General features: G+C 57.6%; 23 protein-coding genes. 10 read left to right on the top strand and 13 right to left on the bottom strand.

Translation table 11 applies throughout. The features are described 5' to 3' along the window. Nucleotides 1–13: 13 nt before the first annotated feature. Entirely contained in the window at nt 14–1,165 is a 1,152-nt protein-coding gene (locus B3797_RS17330) for an iron-containing alcohol dehydrogenase (RefSeq protein ID WP_311791714.1), read from the bottom strand. A 287-nt stretch (nt 1,166–1,452) separates the two neighbouring features. On the opposite strand from B3797_RS17330, the gene gntT reads away from it, so the two are divergent. Further along, entirely contained in the window at nt 1,453–2,769 is a 1,317-nt protein-coding gene (gntT, locus tag B3797_RS17325; RefSeq protein ID WP_120451372.1) for a gluconate transporter, read from the top strand. Between the two features lie 35 nt (nt 2,770–2,804). Here the strand turns inward: gntT and B3797_RS17320 are convergent, their stop codons facing one another. The 4 genes from B3797_RS17320 to B3797_RS17305 all read right to left on the bottom strand — a co-directional run bounded on the left by B3797_RS17320 (nt 2,805) and on the right by B3797_RS17305 (nt 5,102). Continuing rightward, nucleotides 2,805–3,887, bottom strand: a complete 1,083-nt coding sequence (locus tag B3797_RS17320) for a malate/lactate/ureidoglycolate dehydrogenase (RefSeq protein ID WP_311782017.1) — start codon at nt 3,885–3,887, stop codon at nt 2,805–2,807. Between the two features lie 114 nt (nt 3,888–4,001). Then, nucleotides 4,002–4,247, bottom strand: coding sequence for a hypothetical protein (locus B3797_RS17315; RefSeq protein ID WP_311791713.1), 246 nt, complete (start codon nt 4,245–4,247; stop codon nt 4,002–4,004). Nucleotides 4,248–4,605: 358 nt separating this feature from the next. Continuing rightward, nucleotides 4,606–4,818: an ECs_2282 family putative zinc-binding protein gene (locus B3797_RS17310; protein ID WP_120451377.1), complete on the bottom strand. Its 213-nt coding sequence runs from the start codon at nt 4,816–4,818 to the stop codon at nt 4,606–4,608. 110 nt (nt 4,819–4,928) lie between these two features. Then, the gene (locus B3797_RS17305; protein ID WP_311791712.1) at nt 4,929–5,102 is read right to left on the bottom strand and encodes a hypothetical protein; all 174 of its coding nucleotides are present in this window, start codon (nt 5,100–5,102) and stop codon (nt 4,929–4,931) included. A gap of 99 nt (nt 5,103–5,201) precedes the next feature. Between B3797_RS17305 and pagP the strand changes: the two genes are divergently transcribed. From pagP to B3797_RS17290, 3 genes are all read left to right on the top strand, one after another. Beyond that, entirely contained in the window at nt 5,202–5,774 is a 573-nt protein-coding gene (pagP, locus tag B3797_RS17300; protein WP_409373214.1) for a lipid IV(A) palmitoyltransferase PagP, read from the top strand. 150 nt (nt 5,775–5,924) lie between these two features. Then, entirely contained in the window at nt 5,925–6,134 is a 210-nt protein-coding gene (cspE, locus tag B3797_RS17295; protein WP_033751857.1) for a transcription antiterminator/RNA stability regulator CspE, read from the top strand. Nucleotides 6,135–6,489: 355 nt separating this feature from the next. Next, nucleotides 6,490–6,915: a GNAT family N-acetyltransferase gene (locus B3797_RS17290; RefSeq protein WP_311782014.1), complete on the top strand. Its 426-nt coding sequence runs from the start codon at nt 6,490–6,492 to the stop codon at nt 6,913–6,915. On the opposite strand, the gene B3797_RS17285 is transcribed toward B3797_RS17290, so the two are convergent. Continuing rightward, nucleotides 6,899–8,254 carry an aminotransferase class I/II-fold pyridoxal phosphate-dependent enzyme gene (locus B3797_RS17285; RefSeq protein ID WP_311791711.1) on the bottom strand — a complete coding sequence of 452 codons (1,356 nt, stop codon included), beginning with the start codon at nt 8,252–8,254 and terminating at the stop codon, nt 6,899–6,901. The genes B3797_RS17290 and B3797_RS17285 overlap by 17 nt on opposite strands. Before the next feature lie 129 nt (nt 8,255–8,383). Here B3797_RS17285 and B3797_RS17280 point away from each other — a divergent pair, with 129 nt between their 5' ends. From B3797_RS17280 to tatE, 6 genes are all read left to right on the top strand, one after another. Next, nucleotides 8,384–9,352, top strand: a complete 969-nt coding sequence (locus B3797_RS17280) for a nitrate ABC transporter substrate-binding protein (protein ID WP_311791710.1) — start codon at nt 8,384–8,386, stop codon at nt 9,350–9,352. Beyond that, a complete protein-coding gene (locus tag B3797_RS17275) occupies nt 9,352–10,146 on the top strand; it encodes a deaminated glutathione amidase (RefSeq protein ID WP_311791853.1) in 795 nt (264 codons plus the stop codon). The genes B3797_RS17280 and B3797_RS17275 overlap by 1 nt, the downstream gene beginning before the upstream one ends. Nucleotides 10,147–10,167: 21 nt before the next feature. Then, entirely contained in the window at nt 10,168–11,055 is an 888-nt protein-coding gene (locus B3797_RS17270) for an ABC transporter substrate-binding protein (RefSeq protein WP_311791709.1), read from the top strand. Further along, entirely contained in the window at nt 11,052–12,008 is a 957-nt protein-coding gene (locus B3797_RS17265) for an amino acid ABC transporter permease (RefSeq protein ID WP_311791708.1), read from the top strand. Before B3797_RS17270 ends, B3797_RS17265 begins: the two co-directional genes overlap by 4 nt. Beyond that, the gene (locus B3797_RS17260) at nt 12,005–12,775 is read left to right on the top strand and encodes an amino acid ABC transporter ATP-binding protein (RefSeq protein ID WP_311791707.1); all 771 of its coding nucleotides are present in this window, start codon (nt 12,005–12,007) and stop codon (nt 12,773–12,775) included. The genes B3797_RS17265 and B3797_RS17260 overlap by 4 nt, the downstream gene beginning before the upstream one ends. A 104-nt stretch (nt 12,776–12,879) precedes the next feature. Beyond that, entirely contained in the window at nt 12,880–13,083 is a 204-nt protein-coding gene (gene tatE / locus B3797_RS17255) for a twin-arginine translocase subunit TatE (RefSeq protein ID WP_033751842.1), read from the top strand. Between the two features lie 106 nt (nt 13,084–13,189). Here the strand turns inward: tatE and lipA are convergent, their stop codons facing one another. The 7 genes from lipA to mrdA all read right to left on the bottom strand — a co-directional run. Next, entirely contained in the window at nt 13,190–14,155 is a 966-nt protein-coding gene (gene lipA, locus B3797_RS17250; protein WP_120451382.1) for a lipoyl synthase, read from the bottom strand. Between the two features lie 169 nt (nt 14,156–14,324). Further along, nucleotides 14,325–14,984, bottom strand: coding sequence for a lipoyl(octanoyl) transferase LipB (gene lipB, locus B3797_RS17245; protein ID WP_311791706.1), 660 nt, complete (start codon nt 14,982–14,984; stop codon nt 14,325–14,327). 81 nt (nt 14,985–15,065) lie between these two features. Further along, a complete protein-coding gene (ybeD, locus tag B3797_RS17240; protein ID WP_033751835.1) occupies nt 15,066–15,329 on the bottom strand; it encodes a DUF493 family protein YbeD in 264 nt (87 codons plus the stop codon). A gap of 100 nt (nt 15,330–15,429) precedes the next feature. Beyond that, on the bottom strand, nt 15,430–16,641 hold the full coding sequence (gene dacA / locus B3797_RS17235) for a D-alanyl-D-alanine carboxypeptidase DacA (protein WP_120451386.1): 1,212 nt from the start codon (nt 16,639–16,641) through the stop codon (nt 15,430–15,432). Nucleotides 16,642–16,766: 125 nt separating this feature from the next. Then, nucleotides 16,767–17,852, bottom strand: a complete 1,086-nt coding sequence (gene rlpA / locus B3797_RS17230; RefSeq protein WP_311791705.1) for an endolytic peptidoglycan transglycosylase RlpA — start codon at nt 17,850–17,852, stop codon at nt 16,767–16,769. A gap of 10 nt (nt 17,853–17,862) precedes the next feature. Continuing rightward, nucleotides 17,863–18,975: a peptidoglycan glycosyltransferase MrdB gene (gene mrdB, locus B3797_RS17225; protein WP_048783134.1), complete on the bottom strand. Its 1,113-nt coding sequence runs from the start codon at nt 18,973–18,975 to the stop codon at nt 17,863–17,865. An 8-nt stretch (nt 18,976–18,983) separates the two neighbouring features. Continuing rightward, nucleotides 18,984–20,366: peptidoglycan DD-transpeptidase MrdA (mrdA, locus tag B3797_RS17220; protein ID WP_311791704.1), on the bottom strand; the 1,383-nt coding region annotated here is incomplete at its 5' end.

Genomic DNA, 20,366 nt, shown 5'->3' with positions numbered 1-20,366 from the left:
CTGCCCGTTCTCGCTATGCTGAAGTCACGTCCCATCCCTGCATAAGCATCGCGCGCATCGCCTGCTGGCTGTAATTCACCAGCGAGTTTTTGCTGTTGGCGCGCGCCAGAATCCATTCAACATCCTCATTGCTCAGCGTCTGAGGCTCCTGCCAGAAAGGGATAATAGCCTGCTGTTGCAGCCAGTTTTTCAGGAAGCGCGCCGGCTGGGCTTCCGGTTCGGTGAAGAGTTCCTGATGGAGCGCCTGCATCAGCTGCTGCTGTTGCGGCTCGCGGCTTTCTGCCAGTAAATCAAGGAACGGAAAGAGCAGGCGACCGCAAACTTCGCCATGGTGGTAGGGCTTGATCGCGCCCAGTTCGCCCGCAATGCCGTGGATAACGCCCAGGCCGGCGCTGCTGAGGCTGACGCCGCCGAGCCAGGAGGCCATCATCATCGCTTCGCGCGCCGTATCGCCTTGCGCATCATCACGGTTCAGCGCGGGCCAGGCCTGAACGAAGAGCTTCAGCCCGGTCAGCGCCAGCTGTCGGGTAAACAGATTGCCCTTGCCTGAGAGCCAGGCCTCAAACAGATGGGTGAAGGCGTCGATGCCGCAGGTCGCCAGTACCTTATCGGGCGCGCCTTTCAGCAGATCCGCATCGAGAATCGCCACCTGCGGCACAAATACCGGATGGCGCAGCGAAGCCTTCACCTTGATGTCGTGTTGATCGGTCACCACCGCGTTCTGTGTCGCCTCGCTGCCGGTACCAGCAGTCGTCGGTACGGCGATCAGCGGCAGCGTAACCGCCTGCACCGGCGTATCGCCGACTTTTTCCAGATAGCGCGCGGTGGGCAGCGGGTGCTGCATCATGGCGCTAAAAGCTTTGGCCGCGTCGATAACGCTGCCGCCGCCAATTGCCACCACGCGATCCACATGACCGCGCCAGCGTGTGACCCAGGCATCAATCTCAGCCGGTGACGCTTCATGCGCCACGATTTCATAACCAATAATGAGATCGTTTAACTCGTTTTTCAGTCGCGCATAGATCGGCCCGTTAAGAAAAGAGCGGCCGCAGAACAGCAGCGTAGGCTGTGGATCGGCGCTCAGCAGCGGCACCAGCTTATTGATGCTTCCGCGTCCAGAGAGGGTTCGTTGATTGCTGTACAGCTCGCTCAGGTTCTCACTCACCGCAACATCCTTAAGTTAAAAGGGAAAATCAGAGTGTATCTAAAAGCCAGCGTCCGGCAGCGGCAAACTTTCCGATATCGCTGCGACGAAAAGTTGATCACCTTCGCAAAACAGAAATTCAACCGCAGTGGGAGGTGCTTTCAACAGGATGTTACCCTTAACATGTTACTGGTAACAGTTATGTCAGACTGTAAACCATTTTTTCGATGCCGTACCCAACGTCCGATTCGGACCCATGATAACAATATGCTGCTGGCGCTGGCCGGTCAGTAAGGTGGAGAAAAGCTATGCCATTACTTATTGTGGCGATCGGGGTAGCATTGCTGCTGCTGCTGATGATTCGCTTCAAACTCAATGGATTCATCGCGCTGATTCTGGTGGCGCTGGTGGTTGGCATGATGCAGGGCATGCCGGTCAATAAAGTCATCCTTTCAATTAAAAACGGCGTCGGCGGCACGCTCGGCAGCCTGGCGCTCATCATGGGATTTGGCGCCATGCTCGGCAAGCTGCTGGCTGACTGCGGCGGCGCGCAGCGCATCGCCACGACGCTGATTGAGAAGTTCGGCAAACAGCATATCCAGTGGGCGCTGGTGCTGACCGGTTTTACCGTTGGCTTCGCGCTCTTCTATGAAGTGGGATTCGTGCTGATGCTGCCGCTGGTCTTTAGCATCGCCGCGTCTGCGCGCGTGCCGCTGCTCTTCGTCGGCGTGCCGATGGCGGCCGCCCTGTCAGTGACACACGGTTTCCTGCCGCCGCACCCCGGCCCGACGGCGATTGCCACCTTGTTCAACGCCGATATGGGCAAAACCCTGCTGTGGGGCACGCTGCTCGGCATCCCAACGGTGATTCTTGCCGGACCGGTTTACGCCCGCTTTCTGAAAAGCATCGATAAGCCCATTCCGGAAGGGCTCTATAACCCGAAAACTTTCAGCGAAGAGGAGATGCCGGGCTTCGGCGTCAGCGTCTGGACCGCGCTGGTGCCGGTGGTGCTGATGGCGCTGCGTGCGCTGGCGGAAATGGCGTTGCCGAAAGGGCATGCGCTGCTGCCTTATGCGGAGTTTTTTGGCGATCCGGTGATGGCGACGCTGATTGCGGTGCTGATTGCGATTTTCACTTTCGGCCTGAACCGCGGGCGCAGCATGGATGAGGTAATGGGCACCATTACCGACTCGATAAAAATCATCGCTATGATGCTGCTGATTATCGGCGGCGGCGGGGCGTTCAAGCAGGTGCTGGTGGACAGCGGCGTTGATAAATATATTGCCGCGATGATGCAGGAGAGCAATGTCTCGCCGATCTTTATGGCCTGGTCAATTGCCGCCGTGTTGCGTATTGCCCTGGGATCCGCCACCGTGGCGGCGATCACCGCGGGCGGCATTGTCGCGCCGCTGATCGCCAGCAGCGGCGCCAGCCCGGAACTGATGGTTATTGCGGTCGGCTCGGGCAGCGTTATTTTCTCCCACGTCAACGATCCCGGCTTCTGGCTGTTTAAAGAGTATTTTAACCTGACAATTGGCGAAACCATCCGTTCCTGGTCCGCGCTGGAAACCATTATTTCTGTGTGCGGTCTGGTGGGCTGTATGCTGCTGTCGTATGTGATTTAAAACCAGCCGCCGGGCGCGCTGCCCGGCGGATAGCCTTAGCTGGCCAGCGCGCGAAACGCGGCCAGCTCCTCTTCAGGCATGCCTGCCTGTTTCGCCGCCGCGCAAATTTGCTGCCAGCTGTTGGCGTCCAGTGGGATCCCGTCACGCTCGCGCAGCGCGCGATTCGCCTCTTCCCATTCCCCTGGTACCTGTATCGGCTCGCTGCCGCTCTGCGGCGACCGCTTCACCCACTCAAGAAAGGCTTCCGCCTCTTCCTGCATCGCCGGCGCGTTGAACGCGTCCGGGTTAAGGATAATGGTGGTCATGCAGTTATAGATTGCATCATGGCTGGCGAGCACCGTTTCGTCATGGGTGGTTCGCCCGCCGGAGAGCGCGCCGCCGAGGATCTCACACAGGGTCGCCAGGGCGTAGCCTTTATGCAGGCCAAACGGCAGCAGCGAGCCGTAGGGCGCTTCATGCATGACGGCAGGGTGTTCGGTAGGCTTGCCCTGATGATCGATCAGATAGCCAGGCGGCACGTCGACCCCTTTATTGTAGGCGACGCGCGTTTTGCCAAAGGCGATGCCGCTGGTGGCAAAATCGAGCAAAAGCGGGCTGGCGTTACGGCGCGGAAAGATGGCACAGAATGGATTCGTGCCGAAACGGCGATCGCTGCCGCCGAACGGTGCCACCATCGGATCGCCCATCACATTGACGAAATGGAATGAGATAAAACCTGCCGCCGCGCACTGCTCTGCCCAGTGACCGATTCGGCCAATATGATGTGAATGGTGCAGGCCGACCGCGGCGATGCCTGACTGTCTCGCACGCGCAATGCCTTGCTGCATCGCCTCAAAAGCGGCTACCTGGCCAAAGCCGGAACGGGCGTGAAAAGTCAGCACCGCGCCTGCATCTTTCTCCAGCACCGGATGCTGATTAAGCTGCAGATGCCCCTGACTGAACGAGGTCATATAGCTGGGGATCATGCCGACGCCGTGGGAATCGTGTCCGGCCAGATTCGCCGCCACCAGATGATCCGCCACCAGGCGCGCCTCGTCAGATTCGCTGCCGGCATGCAGCCAGATCGCCTGCACAAACTGGTGCAGCCGCGCGGCATTGATACGATAGAGTTCACTCACCTTCGTTTCTCCTTTTTATGGGTACAACCGCATCCTGCGACCAAAAAACGGCAACGGCAAGTGTAGAGCGTTCAGCAGAAGAGAAGGGCCACAGGGTGTGGCCCAGGGCGAGCGTCAATGCGGCTGTTCAAAACCGGCTTTCACCATTTGCTCACGCAGCGCGCGCGTAATGTCGCGATTACCGCCGGTAACGGGGTAGATCACGTTGTTGACGACATCATCCAGATAGTGCTCATCAAACTCTTGCATGGTGAGCTGCGTGCCGCCTTCATCATTGATAGCGAAAGATCCTTTAATATGATCGCCCGCATTTTTCGCTTTAAGGCTGTAGCGTCCCATACTGGTATTAATCGTACTCATAATGTCTCCTTGTTGCTCGACTTACGTTGGTTCTCGCAGAGGCCTGCCTTTGCCGCTAAAAGTTTAGCGGGTCGCAAAGGTCAAAACGAAGCGCGAGGTGGTCAAAAAAGCAACTGCTGCGACCGGCGTCGCAGAAATAGATCGGGCTTTTCTGGAAAGCGCGGGCATCAGCCGCAGCGGCGGGCAGACCGGCAAAAACGCAGCGATAAGCTATACTCTTATCCTGTAAGGTTTTTTACTGGCAAAGGAATATGGATATGAAAATAATTTTGTGGATTATCGCCATTATCTTCATCGTAGGGTTACTGACGCTGACTGGTGTATTTAAGTTAATCTTCTGAATCAACGGGGGCACCGCTCAGGTGCCCTTGCTCGTATCCTTCTTTTTCATCTGCGAAACCAGACAGCGCGTAATGGGATCAATCGGCGTATTCGGCAACAAATCTTGCGCGGTCAGGCGCTTGTTGCAGCTGGCGCAGCGTGCGCCATGAAGCGCTGGTTCTGCGGAAGGATCATCGGTAAAAGTAAACTTTGCGCTGCCGCAGGCGGTGCAGCGAATCTTCATCACCATATCAATGCTCTCATTGCCTGAAACGAACAGGCGCTATTCTAACAAACCCCGCCCTTTTATTTATCAAAAATCCTAAACAATTAATGCGCGTTATCTTTTGGGAGGTATGGTTAACTTTTTAACTGTTGCTGAGCGTTATTGTTAAGATAAGTGATTTTGGGGCGCTGCGGCATGCCGGAATCCACCTGAAAAGGCATTGAATAGTTGTTAACAGCCTGGCTGATGCGCCAGAAAACACGCGTTTTCTCTTGCTGTTTTGCCTGTGTTTGGTTTCGGTTGAGCATAATTGCGTCTATGACACAGGATTTTACTCACCCACGATGCGCGCGACCTGAAAGGAGCAAGCCGGGCAAACCGCCGTCGATTTGTACAGGAAAACAGTTGTGAACCGGTCTTTTTTGAGCCCCGTTGCCGGAACGTGCTCTGCGTTTATTTTCTCCTTTTCACTCCATGCCGCGACCCTGACGCAGAGCGTTGAAAGCGGCTGGAACACCTTCAGCAATAATGTGCAGCAGACCTGGGAGCAGCCGCAGAATAAAGATTTTTATCTGCCTGCCATTACCTGGCATAACCGCTGGACCTACGACGACGAGCATATCAATCGCTACAATGAGCGGCCCTGGGGCGCGGGCGGGGGGATCTCCCGTTATGACGAAAAAGGCAACTGGCACGGCCTCTATCTGATGGCGTTTAAAGATTCGTTTAATAAGTGGGAGCCTTTTAGCGGCTATGGCTGGGAAGCGACCTGGCGTCCGTTAAGCGACCAGCGCTTTCATCTGGGGGCAGGCTATACCGCAGGCGTGACGGCGCGTCATAACTGGAATTATATCCCTGTCCCTGCGCTGCTGCCGTTGGCTTCGGTGGGATATGGCCCGCTGAATTTTCAGATGACCTATATTCCAGGGACTTACAACAACGGCAACGTCTTCTTCGCCTGGCTGAGGTTTCAGTTTTAAATTTTTGATGGTGGCAGGAAAGCGGGAGTAAGAGAAAAAAGGCGATATTTATCACTTTTTCATCAATTCTCACTGGACAAATGTCACTGCAATTGCTGTACTAGACGCCGACACAGTTTAGTGTCCATTTTTCATGTAAAGGTAATATAGATGTCCAAGATTAAAGGTAACGTTAAGTGGTTTAATGAATCCAAAGGATTCGGTTTCATTACTCCAGAAGATGGCAGCAAAGACGTGTTCGTACACTTCTCTGCTATCCAGAGCAACGGTTTTAAAACTCTGGCTGAAGGTCAGCGCGTAGAGTTTGAAATCACCGAAGGCGCCAAAGGCCCATCTGCTGCTAACGTTATCAGCCTGTAAGTTAACAGTCAGAATTTCAAAAACCCGCCGCATGGCGGGTTTTTTTATGCCTGCAAAAAGCTGTACAAGCCGCCCACTACGCTACCCAGCGCCAGCAACAGCGCCATCGCTTCCTCCAGGCTTCGCGGTATCATCATTTTCATGGCGTTCTCTCCCGACCAGGCTCACAGCTTCAGATTCGCAGGGAAAGATTAACGCAGCCTTAATCTTCTGTGACAGATTGCTCTGCTTAACGAATCTGCGGCGTCAGTCACATAAAAGCCTTGTAACATTATTATAACAACCCTTACTTGCAGCTTTTTTCCCGCCTACGCTATATAACAGAGCGGCAGTTCTATCTACTTGAGGAGACAGGATGAACATACGTCTGGCACAGGCGAAAGACAGCTTTGCGCTCAGCGCGCTGCTGGCGGAATTAGGCTACGGCGGCACTGAAAGCTTTATCGATAAGCGCCTTGCCCAGCTCAGCAGCGACCCCGACGAAATGCTGCTGGTGGCGGAGCATGGGACGCAGGTGCTGGGATTCCTGTCGATGCATTTTATTCCGCAGCTGGCGCTGGCGGGCGACTTCGCTCGCATCAGCTACTTTTGCATCGCTGAAGGGGAGCGCAGCAAGGGGGTTGGGCAGCAGCTGTTACAGCACGCCGAAGCGATGGCGGCGCAGCGCGGATGCGATCGCATGGAAGTGCACTGTCACGCATCGCGCTTAAAGGCGAATCAGTTTTACATGCGCGAAGGCTATGTCGAGTCGCCGCGCTACCATATTAAAGGTCTGAGCTGAGCCTCAGCTCACGTCCGGCAGCAATAGCCAGCGCGCTGGCCAGCATCTCCACCTGTGCCTCCTGCAGGCAGGCGATGCTGACGCGGATAAACTGCGACGGCCCCAGCCGGCAGCGTTCTCCTGGCAACACGGCAATGCCCCGCGCCGCCAGGGTGATCATGGCATATTGCTCTGACGCCACCGGTATGCAAATACTTAGCCCGTCGCGCATCGGCAGATTCAGTCCGCGTGCCGCCAGCGCCGACAGCATCATTTCCCGGCGCAGGCGATATTGCGTCTGCGCTACGGCGATCTTCTCCTGCGTGGCGGCATCCTGCAGCAGCCATGCAACGCTGTCCTGCAAAATCCGGCTGGTCCAGCTGACGCCGAAATTGCGCCAGGCCTGAATACGCCGCACCATCTCGGCAGTGGAGGAGAGCACCGCCAGCCGAAGATCTGGGCCATAGGCTTTGGAAAACGAGCGAACGTGAAGGGTACGGTCAGGGAAAACAGAGCCAAGACTCCATGCCGCGGTCGCGGACAGATCGCCAATGCCGTCATCTTCGACAATCAACGTAGCACTCTGCGCCAGCGTCTGCGCCAGCGCAGCCCGACGCGCGACGCTAATGCTGTTGCCGGTGGCGGAGTGGGTGCGCGGCTGATAGATCACCATGACCGGCGACTTCTGCAGCAGCGCGGCGAGCCTGTCCGGCAGCGGTCCCTCATCGTCGCAGGCCAGCGGCAGGATTTCCGCACCGACATTGTCGAGCATATCCAGCAGACGCGTTGCAGTTGGATCTTCAATAACCACGCGATCGCCCGGCGATACCAGCGTCTGCACCACCAGATTCATCGCATCGAAACCGCCATCCGTCGCCAGAAACGCTTCGGCTAAATAGGGCCAGCGCGGCCGTATGGCTGAAAGCAGTACGGGCGAAATCGCCTCGCGTAAATAGCTGTTGAGATGCGGCGACTGCAGCGCGGTCAGCAGAGCGGGTTGAAGATCGGGCAGCAGCGCTGGATCAGGCGAGGCCATCGCCAGATCGGCGCGGATGTTATCGCCGTAGTTGCCAATTTTTTCAAAGCGAATCGGGCGCGGCATCACCGTATTGCCGGATACCCAGACGCCGCTGCGCCCTTTGCCCGCCAGCACCTTCTGCTTTTTAAGCTGTCCCCAGGCCGCCGACACCGTCGCCGGACTGACGCCCAACTTTTCCGCCAGCTCGCGCACCGCGGGCATCTGCATACCCACCGCAATTTTGCCTTCGCGGATTAGCGTAGAGGCCGCCAGCGCGATGCCTTTCACAGACGCATCGTTTATTTGCTCGCTTAGCCAGTTAATATCTACCGTTTGCGTCATAAGAAAAAACTTTGTTCAGTAACAAATTAATGATTGTTCAGATAAGTATTCCCGAATTAGTATCAAATTCAAGCACTATTTGGTGAATAAATCATCGCAACGGCAGAGTGACCTGCCAACGGGGCAAATATGAGCAAATTAATCGTCAGACTGGCCGTGCGCGACTGGGATTACTTTACGCCGCTGGCACTGGGCGATATCACGTCGGAGGCGTTTCAGCTGGTTATCGATCGCGTCGGCACGCTGGTCGATAACCTGGCCGACAGCCCGGATTATGACGGCGGAGAAGTCTCTTTCAGCCGCTATGCGCAGGGGCGCGCCCGTGGCGAAACCGGCCTGCTGGGACTGCCGCACTTCCTGATGCGCGGCTTTCGCCAGCGCTGCATTATCACCACCGATGACAGCCCGCTCACTACGCCCGCGCAGCTTAAAGGCAAGCGCATCGGCGTCACCGGCTGGCAGGACTCCGGCAATACCTGGACGCGCGCCGTACTGCGTGAAGCAGGGGTGGAGATCGAGGATGCATACTGGTTTGCCGGTCGCCTTACGGAAGCGTACCCGATCGTCGATCGTCTGGCGGGATTTGGTCGTCCTGGGCGCATCGAAGCCGCGCCGAATGAGCGGCCATTGCTGGATCTGCTGCGGACGGGGGAGCTGGACGCCATATTTACGCCTTTTATGCCGGAAGGCTTTTTCCTGCCCGGTTCAGGGCTGCGCCAGCTTCAGGCCAATTTCTGGCAGGCCGAGCGCGACTATTTCAACCGGGTCGGCTATGTGCCGGGCATCCATATCCTGGCTCTCAAGCCCGCGCTGGCCGAGGCTTTTCCCTGGCTGCCGCAGGCGCTCAGCGAGATTATCGACCGCTCATGGCAGATCTGGATGAAAAAGCGAGAGAAGTACGCCGACACCACGCCCTGGCTGCTGGATGATTTGCGACGCACCGCGCAGGAATTGCCCGCCAGCTGGAATCAGAACGGATTTGAGGTTAACAAGAAGATGATAGCGGACTTTGCCGGTGAGCTTTATCAACAGGGTCTGACGAAAACGCGCCTGACGCCGGAAGCGATCTTCCCGGCGGCCAGTAAGGGGAAAGTATGATGAAAGTAGCGATGGGACAGTTTGCGGTCAGCCGCGAATGGCAGGAAAACGCGGCTGTTTGCCTCGATCTGATGGCGCGCGCCGAAGCAGGCGGTGCCGATCTGCTGGTGCTGCCGGAAGGGGTGCTGGCGCGCGATATTGCCGATCCGGATCTGGTGCTGAAGGCCGCCCAGCCGCTGGATGGCCCTTTTCTGACGCAGCTGCTGGCGAAAAGCCAGGGTAGTACACTCACCACTATGATGAGCATTCATGTACCGACCGAGGGCGATAAAGCGCTGAACGTGCTGGTTGCGCTGCGCAATGGCGAAATCATCGCCGCCTATGAAAAGCTGCATCTGTATGACGCCTTCGCTATGCAGGAGTCACAGCGCGTTAATCCCGGCCATGTTATTCCTCCGCTAATTGAGGTGGCGGGCATGAAGGTAGGGCTGATGACCTGCTATGACGTGCGCTTCCCGGAGCTGGCGCGGCGTCTGGCGCTTGACGGCGCTGAGGTGCTGGTGCTTCCCGCCGCCTGGGTGAAAGGCCCGCTGAAAGAGATGCACTGGGAGCTGCTCACCACGGCGCGTGCGCTGGAAAACACCTGCTATATGGTGGCGGTGGGCGAGTGCGGCCCGCGCAACATCGGCAACAGCCTGACGATCGATCCGCTTGGTGTCGCCATCGCCAAAGCACCGGAATCAGCCGCGCTGGTCTTTGCCGACCTCGATCCGCAACGCATCGCCTATGCGCGCAGCGTACTGCCGGTTCTTGAGAACCGCCGCTTTGCCCGCCCGGAACTTAAAAAAGAATAACAACGCCTGGGAGAAACCATCGTGAAAAAGAGTGCAATCGCCATCCTGCTGGCGCTTGGCCTGAGCGCCTCGCTGGCCCATGCCGACGAGGCTATCCCGACGCAAAAGGTCGACCAGGCGCTGCATGACCGTCTGCCCGACGCCATTAAGCAGGCGGGCAAGATGATTTCTGTCAACAACGGATCCTTCCCGCCTTATGAAATTGTCAATGGCCCGCATGCGATGGACGGTGCCTCCGCCGACCTGACCACGGCGCTGAGCCAGCTGCTGGGGGTAAAAATCGAACACGCGACGGTCAGTGGTCTTTCGGGCGTACTCTCTGGCATTAACTCCGGACGCTACCAGCTGGCGATCGGCCCGATAGGCGACTACCCGGATCGCCAGCAGAAAGTAGACTTTATCGACTTCGTACAGGAGTTCGTGGTGTTCGGGGTGCAGAAGGGGAATCCGCAGAAGATTAACGGGCTGGAAGATACCTGCGGCAAACGCATTGCGGTGATGGCGGCAGGCTCGGCAGAGCAGGTGATCCGCAAACAGTCGGAGGCGTGCGTGGCGGCAGGCAAGCCAGCCGTAGTTGTGCAGTCTTTTACCGACCAGCCCTCCTCTATTCTTGCCGTACGCTCGAAGCGCTCTGACGCCTTTTTCTCTTCGCAGGCGCCGCTGACCTGGTTCATCGAACAGGCCAGCGGCCAGCTTGAGCTGGCGGGCAAAGGGCAAAAAAACGGCTTTGGTGATATCTATCAGGGGACGGTAGTGCCGAAAGGATCGCCGCTGGGGCAGGTAGTGCTGGATGGCTATCAGGTGCTCTACCAGAACGGCACCTACGCCGCCATTATGAAAAAGTGGAAGCTGGACGGCAATATGATTAGCGCGCCGGGTCTGAACCTGGCGAAAGGGGCGGCAAAATGAGTCCAATGACCCAGGATACACGAGCCAGGGATAAGGCCGACGTGCAGCAGCGCGACGTGGCGTTCGCTCGCAGCGCGCCCGCCTGGGGACGCTGGGTCTCCTGGATTGTGGCGCTGATTGTCGCCTCTGATTTCCTCTGGCTGGTGGCGACTAACCCAAACTTTGAATGGAAGGTGGTACTGCAGTGGTTTACCGAGGCCTCGGTGCTGAAAGGACTGGAGATCACGCTCGGTTTAACCGTCGTCTCGATGATCCTCGGCACCGCGCTGGGGCTGTTGCTGGCGGTGTGGCGTCTGTCGCAGAACCGCCTGCTGAGTTCCATCGCCAGCCTTTATATCTGGTTCTTTCGCGGCACGCCTCTGCTGGTGCAGCTGATATTCTGGTACAACCTGTCGACGCTGTTTCCGACCATTTCCCTGACGCTGCCCTGGACCTCCATCACCTGGGCCAGCTGGAACACCAACGACCTGATCACGCCGCTGACGGCGGCCATCGCTGGACTGGCGCTGAACGAAGCCGCCTATATGGCGGAGATTATCCGCGCCGGTCTGCTGTCGGTAGATAACGGCCAGGTGGAGACCACGCAGGCCTTCGGCATGAGTCGCAGCCGCGCGCTGCGGCGCATCATTATTCCGCAGGCGATGCGCGCCATTATTCCCCCCAGCGGCAACCAGCTTATCAGTATGATCAAAGCGACTTCGCTGGTGAGCGTTATCGCCATGGGCGATCTGCTCTATTCAGTGCAGGCGATCTATAACCGCACCTTTGAAATTATTCCGATGCTGATGGTGGCGGTGCTCTGGTATCTGCTGATTACCTCAATCCTTAACGTCGGCCAGTCGGCGATAGAACGCTACTATGCGCGCGGCACGCGCCGCACGGTAGAGGTGGCAAAATCCCGTTCAGCCACGCCGCTCTCTGACGCACGTCTGCTGCAAAAGGAGGACCTATGAGTACTGTCGCGCCCCTGGTTAGCGCGCGTAACGTTCAGAAAAGTTACGGTCACAATGCGGTGCTGAAGGGGATAGATCTTGATGTCTATCCCGGAGAAGTGGTGGTGATCCTCGGCCCGTCCGGATCGGGAAAGTCCACCTTTCTGCGCTGCATTAACCATCTGGAAGATATGGATGGCGGCTCGATTATGGTAGGCGACCAGCAGATTGGTTACGAGCTGAAAAAGGGCGTTCTGCATCGCCTCTCGCCGCGCAAGATTGCGCAGCAGCGGCAGAAGATCGGCATGGTGTTTCAGCAGTTCAATCTCTATCCCCATCTGACGGTGCTGCAGAATATTATCGAGGCGCCGACAGGTGTGCATAAGTTTCCGCGTCACGAGGCGATCGCCAGCGCGCGCTCGCTGCTGGCGACGGTCGGGCTGAGCGATAAAGCAGACGCCTGGCCGCGCCATCTTTCCGGCGGCCAGCAGCAACGCGTGGCGATCGCCCGCGCGCTGGCAATTAAGCCAACGCTGATGCTGTTTGACGAGCCGACTTCAGCGCTTGACCCGGAGCTGGTGGGCGAAGTGCTGGCCACCATGCGTACGCTGGCGGATCAGGGACTGACCATGATCGTAGTGACCCATGAGATAGGTTTCGCCCGCGAAGCGGCCGATCGGGTGGTGTTTATGGATGGCGGCGTAGTCGTGGAGCAGGGCCCGCCCGAACAGGTGATCGCCCGACCGCAGCATCCGCGCACGCAGGCGTTTCTGAGCCGTTTCCTTTAACGAGGCGTATACGATCTTACTCTGTTACAGAATCTAGTTGAGGTTGGCGCCGTTCTGCGCGTAAATAGCACTGTTCATTTTTCGCTTAGGTTGAAAGGTAAAGTATGGAAGGTATCAGTATTGCCAAACTGCTGATCATCGGTGCGCTCATCGTACTGCTTTTTGGCACCAACAAGTTACGTTCACTGGGTGGCGATCTGGGCTCCGCAATCAAAGGCTTCAAAAAAGCCATGAAAGATGAAGAACCCACCGCAACCAAAACAACGGCTGAAGATGTTCCGGCAGAGCGCGTTACTCATAAAGAGTAAAAGCTGACTGCCAGAGAATAGATGTAACTATTTATTTCTCACGGACATAAAAAAACCAGACCTTTTAACGTCTGGTTTTTTATTGCGCGGGATAAAGCCGCCCGGTTTATTTCACTTCCAGGCCTTTCGCCTGCATATCCGCATGGTAGGAAGAGCGTACAAAGGGACCGCATGCGGCATGGGTAAAGCCCATCGCCAGCGCTTCTTCTTTCATTTCATCGAACTCGGCAGGGCTGACGTAACGCTGAACCGGCAAGTGGTGGCGGCTCGGCTGCAGATACTGGCCCAGCGTCAGCATGGTGACGCCGTGACGGCGCAGGTCGCGCATGACTTCGATAATTTCCGCATTGGTTTCGCCCAGACCTACCATCAGACCCGATTTAGTCGGGATCTCCGGGTGCGCTTCTTTAAAACGCTCCAGCAGCTTCAGCGACCACTCATAGTTCGCGCCCGGACGTACCTGACGGTAGACGCGCGGCACGTTCTCCAGGTTGTGGTTGAAGACGTCTGGCGGCGTGGCGTTGAGGATCTCCAGCGCGCGATCCATACGACCGCGGAAATCGGGCACCAGCGTTTCGATTTTAATCGACGGGCTCTTTTCGCGGATAGCCGTAATGCAATCGGCGAAGTGCTGCGCGCCGCCGTCTCGCAGATCGTCGCGGTCTACTGAGGTGATAACCACATAGCGCAGCGCCATATCAGCGATGGTCTGTGCCAGCTTCAGCGGCTCGCCAGCGTCCGGCGCATTAGGACGACCGTGCGCCACATCGCAGAACGGGCAGCGGCGGGTACAGATGGCGCCGAGGATCATAAACGTCGCGGTGCCGTGGTTGAAGCATTCAGCCAGGTTAGGGCAGGAGGCCTCTTCACATACGGAGTGCAGGCCGTTTTTACGCATCGCCGCTTTGATGCCCTGGATTCGGCTGGAATCCGCAGGCAGCTTGATTTTCATCCATTCGGGCTTGCGTAACAGCTCCTGGCGTTCAGTCACGACGGTTTTCACCGGGATCAGCGCCATTTTATCTGCGTCACGATATTTGACGCCGCGTTCCATCTGAATTGGTTTACTCATAAGTCTGCAGGTTCCGGTCGGATTGCGTAATGAGAGCTTTCGGCTTCAGGCCAGCGGTAAAGCTTTCAACTTTATTTGATAAAATTTCAAAAATTATATCAGTTCCGCCTGGCATAAGCAGCCGTAGAGCGGCGGGAAAAGTTACAATTTTGTAAATTCGCATGCGCGGTTAAGGCAGCGGCGCGTTTTCTGCCGCCAGCCACTCGACTTCCGTAAAGCCCAGCAGGCGCGCGAGGGCCGCGACCAGCAGCGGCTGTACGTCTTCAGGCGTGACGCCAGGCTGAAAGGCGCTGAGCTGCGTCATTCGCATTCCGGCATAGCCGCAGGGATTGATGCGCAGAAAGGGCGTTAAATCCATCGCCACGTTGAGCGCCAGGCCGTGAAACGAGCAGCCTTTGCGAATACGCAGGCCGAGCGAGCAAATTTTCTCTTCGCCGACATAGACGCCTGGCGCATCGGGACGCGCGCGCGCCTCGACGCCGAAATGCGCCAGCGTATTAATGACCGTCTCTTCCAGCGCGGTAACCAGCTGACGCACGCCGATCTTGCGGCGCTTTACGTCAATCAGCACGTACATCACCTGCTGGCCTGGGCCGTGATAGGTCACCTGGCCGCCGCGATCGCTCTGCACGACCGGGATATCGCCCGGCATCAGCAGATGCTCGGCCTTGCCTGCCTGGCCCTGGGTGAATACGGCGTGATGCTCTACCAGCCAGACTTCGTCGCGGCTGTCGCTGTTACGGCGATCGGTGAACTGATGCATGGCATCGGAGACGGGTTGCCAGTCGCGCTGGCCCAGCTTGCGGATAAGAAGCGTATCTGCTGACAAAACGGCGGTCCGGTTCAGGAAGAAAAGCTGAGTATAACGTCGGCAAAGGGCAAGACCAAGACCCTTTGCCGACGCCGGCACTTACAGCACCATGCGCACGATATCGATATTGCCCAGCTCTTCATACAGGGTTTCCACCTGTTCGATATGCGTGGCGTTAATGGTGATCGACACCGAGTGGTAGTTGCCTTTGCTGCTTGGCTTTACGTCGGGCGAGTAATCGCCGGGCGCATGGCGTTGCACCACTTCAACCACTTGATCAACCAGCTCCGGTTGCGCCAGACCCATCACTTTATAGGTAAAAGGGGTAGGGAATTCGAGCAGTTCATTCAGTTTGGTTTTCATATTGACTCCGGTGCATAAAAAACAGGCTCCCGCCGAAGCGGGAGCATTATCATAACGTAGTTATGGCGACGACGTGGCGATTTTTCAACCGCCAGGCCGCTTAGCCGAACCAGTGGTGGAACATCAGTTTGATGTAATCGATGATACGGCTGAAGAAACCGCCTTCCTGTACTTCGTTCAGCACCACCAGCGGACGCTGTTCCACGGTTTTGCCGTCGAGCTGGAAGTTGATGCTGCCTACAACCTGGTTTTTCTGCAGCGGGGCGTGCAGTTCAGTGTTGTTCAGCACATAGCTCGCTTTCAGATCTTTCATACGGCCGCGCGGAATCGTCAGGTAGGCGTCTTTCTCTACGCCCAGCTGTACGCGATCGCTGTTGCCGAACCAGACCGGCTCAGAAGCGAACTCTTTGCCCGCCTTCAGCGGCGCCACGGTTTCAAAGAAGCGGAAACCCCAGGTGAGCAGTTTTTTGCTCTCTACTTCGCGTCCTTTAAAGGTACGACCGCCCAGTACGGCTGAGATCAGACGCATCTGGCCTTCGGTCGCGGAAGAGACGATGTTATAGCCTGCCGCTTCCGTATGGCCGGTTTTGATGCCGTCTACGTTAAGGCTGGTATCCCACAGCAAACCGTTACGGTTAGTCTGGCGGATATTGTTAAAGGTGAACTCTTTCTCTTTATAAACTGAATATTCGTCCGGCACGTCGCGGATCAGCGCCTGACCGATCAGCGCCATATCGCGCGCCGAGCTGTACTGTCCGTCCGCATCCAGGCCATGCACCGTCTGGAAATGGGTGTTCTGCAGGCCCAGCGCCTTGACGTAGTTGTTCATCAGGCCGACAAAGGCGTCCTGGCTGCCGGCGACATAATCTGCCATTGCCACGCAGGCGTCGTTGCCGGACTGCAGCACGATGCCGCGCGTCAGCTGCGAAACCGGTACGCGATCGCCAGGCTTCAGGAACATCAGCGACGAGCCTTTGAATACCGGGTTACCGGTCGCCCATGCGTCTTTGCCGACGGTAACGACATCGTCCTGATGGATCTTGCCCGCTTTGACCGCCTGACCAATCACATAGCTGGTCATCATTTTGGTCAGGCTGGCGGGATCGCGACGGGCGTCAGCGTTCTTCTCGGCCAGTACCTTACCCGAGTTGTAGTCGATCAGCACATAGGCTTCGGCATCGATATCCGGCACGCCCGGGATCATCGTTTTGAGGTTGACGTCATCAGCAAAGGCTACGTGGCTGAGCGAGAAAGCGACCAGTGATCCCACTGTCAGGCGTTTCAGGAAACGAGAGGGTTTCAGCGTGTTCATGTTATGGACTACAACATCCGTGAGTTAAGGTTAAAAAAAAGTGGCTCATCATAGCAAATGCCTGTTTTACAGGCATCTTGCTTCGGCATTCTGTTGTTAACAGAGATGTCCAGCGCGGCGGCGGCTCAGCGACGCGCGCTGGTGATAAATGAAGCCTGGCCATTAGCGCTCAGGCGCTGCTGCAGCGCAGCGGCGTCGGCGCGGTTTTTAAAACTGCCGAGCTGAATGCGATAAACGTTGTTGCCTGCATCCTCGACGGTGCCGCGCACGCCATACTTCTGTCCCAGGCTTTGCGCCATCTGCTGCGCGCGCGCAGCGTCGTTAATCGCGCCAACCTGCACCACGAAGCTGCCAGCTGGCTGTGCGGTCGCGCTGCTGGCGGCAGGCGCCGCAGCTACGGCGGCAGCGGGAGCGGCGACAGGCTGCGGTTCAGGCTCGCTACTCTCCAGCACGCCGTTCGGCAGCGGCTGAGGCGCACCGAGGAAGCCGCTGCTGCGGACGGGCGCGCCCATATTGCCATCGCCCTGCAGCGTGCTGTTGTCTACGGCGCGAATATCCTGCGCAGGCACCGGCGCGGCGGCAGGTTCGCTGGCGCCGTTCATCACGCTATTGCCGCCGAGATCGGGCCGGGCGGGCAGGGCATAGCTCTGCTTCGCCACGGTGGTGCCGATAGTGCCGGGCCCGGAGAGCGTGCCGTCGGGCGCGACCTTAATGTAATCCACGCGCACGCGGGTATTATTGGTGATGTTAAGACGATCGCCCGCCGCGCGCGACAGATCGATAATGCGTCCCGGCATATAAGGGCCGCGATCGTTGACGCGCACCACGATCTGGCGACCATTGGCGAGGTTGGTCACACGCACATAGCTGGGCAACGGCAGCGTAGGATGCGCTGCGCTCAGCGCGTCGGGATCGTAGCTTTCGCCTGTTGCGGTGCGCTTGCCCTGCGCCTCGTCGCCGTACCAGGTGGCTAATCCCACTTCGCTGAAGTTAGAGGGATCTTTGACGATACGGTAAGACTTGCCGTTCGCGCTGTAATCCTGGCTGGTGCCGGGATTAATGGGCTCATATTTCGGTTCAACGCCCGGAATCTCCACTACCGGGCCATTATAGGCCGGTTGCGGTGGCGCGGTGTTTTGCGATTCCGGTGTGGTAGTACAGGCGGTCAAAACCAGTAGTGCCAGAGCAACGGCAGGCCATTCCTTACGCATGTGCAGCCTCTTAAACGCTTTTAGATAACATTTTTCTGTGAGTATGGATCGACATCACAATGCCAAATCCCGCCATAAGCACGATGAGCGCCGAGCCGCCGTAGCTGACCAGCGGCAGAGGTACGCCAACCACCGGTAAGATACCACTTACCATGCCGATATTAACGAAAACATAAACGAACAAAATCAACATTAATCCGCCCGCCATCACGCGGCCAAAGGTGGTCTGAGCGCGCGCGGCGATCACCAGGCCGCGCAGGATCAGCAGCAGATAGAGCACCAGCAGGATCAGCACGCCCACCAGGCCCAGCTCCTCGGCGAGGACGGCGAAGATAAAGTCGGTATGGCGCTCCGGCAAAAACTCCAGCTGTGACTGGGTGCCGTGTAGCCACCCCTTGCCGCGCAGCCCGCCAGAGCCGATAGCGATTTTGGACTGAATAATATGGTAGCCCGCGCCAAGCGGATCGCTTTCGGGATCGAGCAGCATCATCACGCGGTCGCGCTGATAGTCATGCATCAGAAAGAACCAGAGTACGGGAATAAAGGCTGCTACCAGCAGCACCGCCACGCCAATCAGCTTCCAGCTCATGCCGGAAAGAAACAGCACGAACAGCCCGGAGGCGGCAATCAAAATGGCGGTGCCGAGGTCAGGCTGCGCCGCGACCAGCAGCGTCGGCATAAAAATCAGGATCAGCGCGATGCCGGTATTCTTTAACGTCGGCGGACAAACGTCGCGGTTGATAAAGCGCGCCACCATCAGCGGCACAGCGATTTTGGCGATCTCCGAAGGCTGAAAGCGCACCACGCCGAGGTCGAGCCAGCGCTGCGCCCCTTTACTGATATGGCCGAAGGCGTCTACCGCAATCAGCAGTATCACGCAGATAATATAGAGATAGGGTGCCCAGCCCTCATAGACGCGCGGCGGCACCTGCGCCAGAACCAGCATCATCACCAGACCCATCGCAATCTGGCCGATTTTACGCTCCATCATGCCCGGATCCTGTCCGCTGGCGCTCCAGATCACAATAGCGCTGTAAGCGAGCAGCGCCAGAATCACCAGCATAAACAGCGGGTCGATGTGGATACGCGTCCAGATCGATCTTTTCTGCGGACTATCGTTCATCGACATCGTTATTCACCTTCATAGCCGGGCGGGGTAGGAGCCGCGTCCGGCAGAGCCGTATTGTTGTCGCCCAGCATAATGTGGTCGAGAATCTGTCTCATCACCGTACCGACCGCCGGGCCTGCGCCGCCGTTCTCCAGAATCATCGTGACGGCGACGCGCGGTTTATCATAGGGAGCGAACGCGGTCATCAGCTTGTGATCGCGCAGACGCTCGGCAATCTTGTGCGCGTTATAGGTTTCGTTCTCTTTCAGACCAAAGACCTGCGCGGTACCGGACTTGGCGGCGATTTTATAGGGCGCGTCGGCAAAGCTTTTATGCGCTGTGCCGTTGGCGCGGTTCGCCACGCCATACATACCGTCTTTAGCGATCTCCCAGTAGCCGGAGTGAACATCGCCAATCGGCTCGCCCGGCGGCTGACGCCATGGCACCATGGTGCGTCCCTCGCGCGTGGCGCGCAGCAGGTGCGGCACTTTTATCACGCCGTCGTTAATCAGGATCATCAGCGCCTTGTTCATCTGCAGCGGCGTCGCGGTCCAGTAGCCCTGGCCGATACCGACCGGGATGGTGTCGCCCTGATACCACGGCTTTTTAAAGCGTTTCATCTTCCATTCGCGCGTCGGCATATTGCCAGCGCTCTCCTGCGGCAAATCGATGCCGGTGCGGTGGCCGTAGCCGAATTTGTTCATCCACTCCGACAGGCGATCGATGCCCATGTCATACGCCACCTGATAGAAGAAGGTATCCGCCGACTCCTCCAGCGATTTGGTCACGTTAAGGCGGCCGTGGCCCCATTTTTTCCAGTCGCGGTAGCGCTTTTCCGAGCCAGGCAGTTGCCACCAGCCTGGGTCGAACAGGCTGGTGTTGCGGTTGATTACGCCAGCGCTAAGCGCGGAGACCGCCACATAGGGTTTCACCGTCGAGGCAGGCGGATAAGAGGCCTGAATGGCGCGGTTATAGAGCGGACGGTTTTCGTCGTTAAGCAGCGCGCGATAATCTTTACCTGAAATGCCGTCGACAAAAAGATTCGGATCGTAACTGGGTGTGGAGACCATCGCCAGGATCTCGCCGGTGCGCGGATCGCTGACCACCACCGCGGCGCGGCTGCCGGCCAGCAGCGTTTCGATATATTGCTGAAGCTTAAGATCGATGGTCAGCCAGATGTCGCGTCCCGCCTGCGGCGACTGCTCATGCAGCTGGCGGATCACGCGGCCGCGGTTGTTCACCTCGACCTCTTCATAGCCGGTAATGCCGTGCAGCACATCTTCGTAGTAGCTTTCGATGCCGAGCTTGCCGATATCGTGCGTCGCGGCGTAGTTCGGCCATTTGCCCTCTTTATCGAGGCGCGCCACATCGCGGTCGTTAATCTTGGAGACGTAGCCGACAACGTG

This window comes from Pantoea sp. UBA5923, assembly GCF_002431095.1.
GTDB lineage: Bacteria > Pseudomonadota > Gammaproteobacteria > Enterobacterales > Enterobacteriaceae > Pantoea > Pantoea piersonii.
The sequence above is the reverse complement of the archived record's forward strand: the minus strand, read 5'-3'. Positions and strand labels throughout refer to the sequence as shown.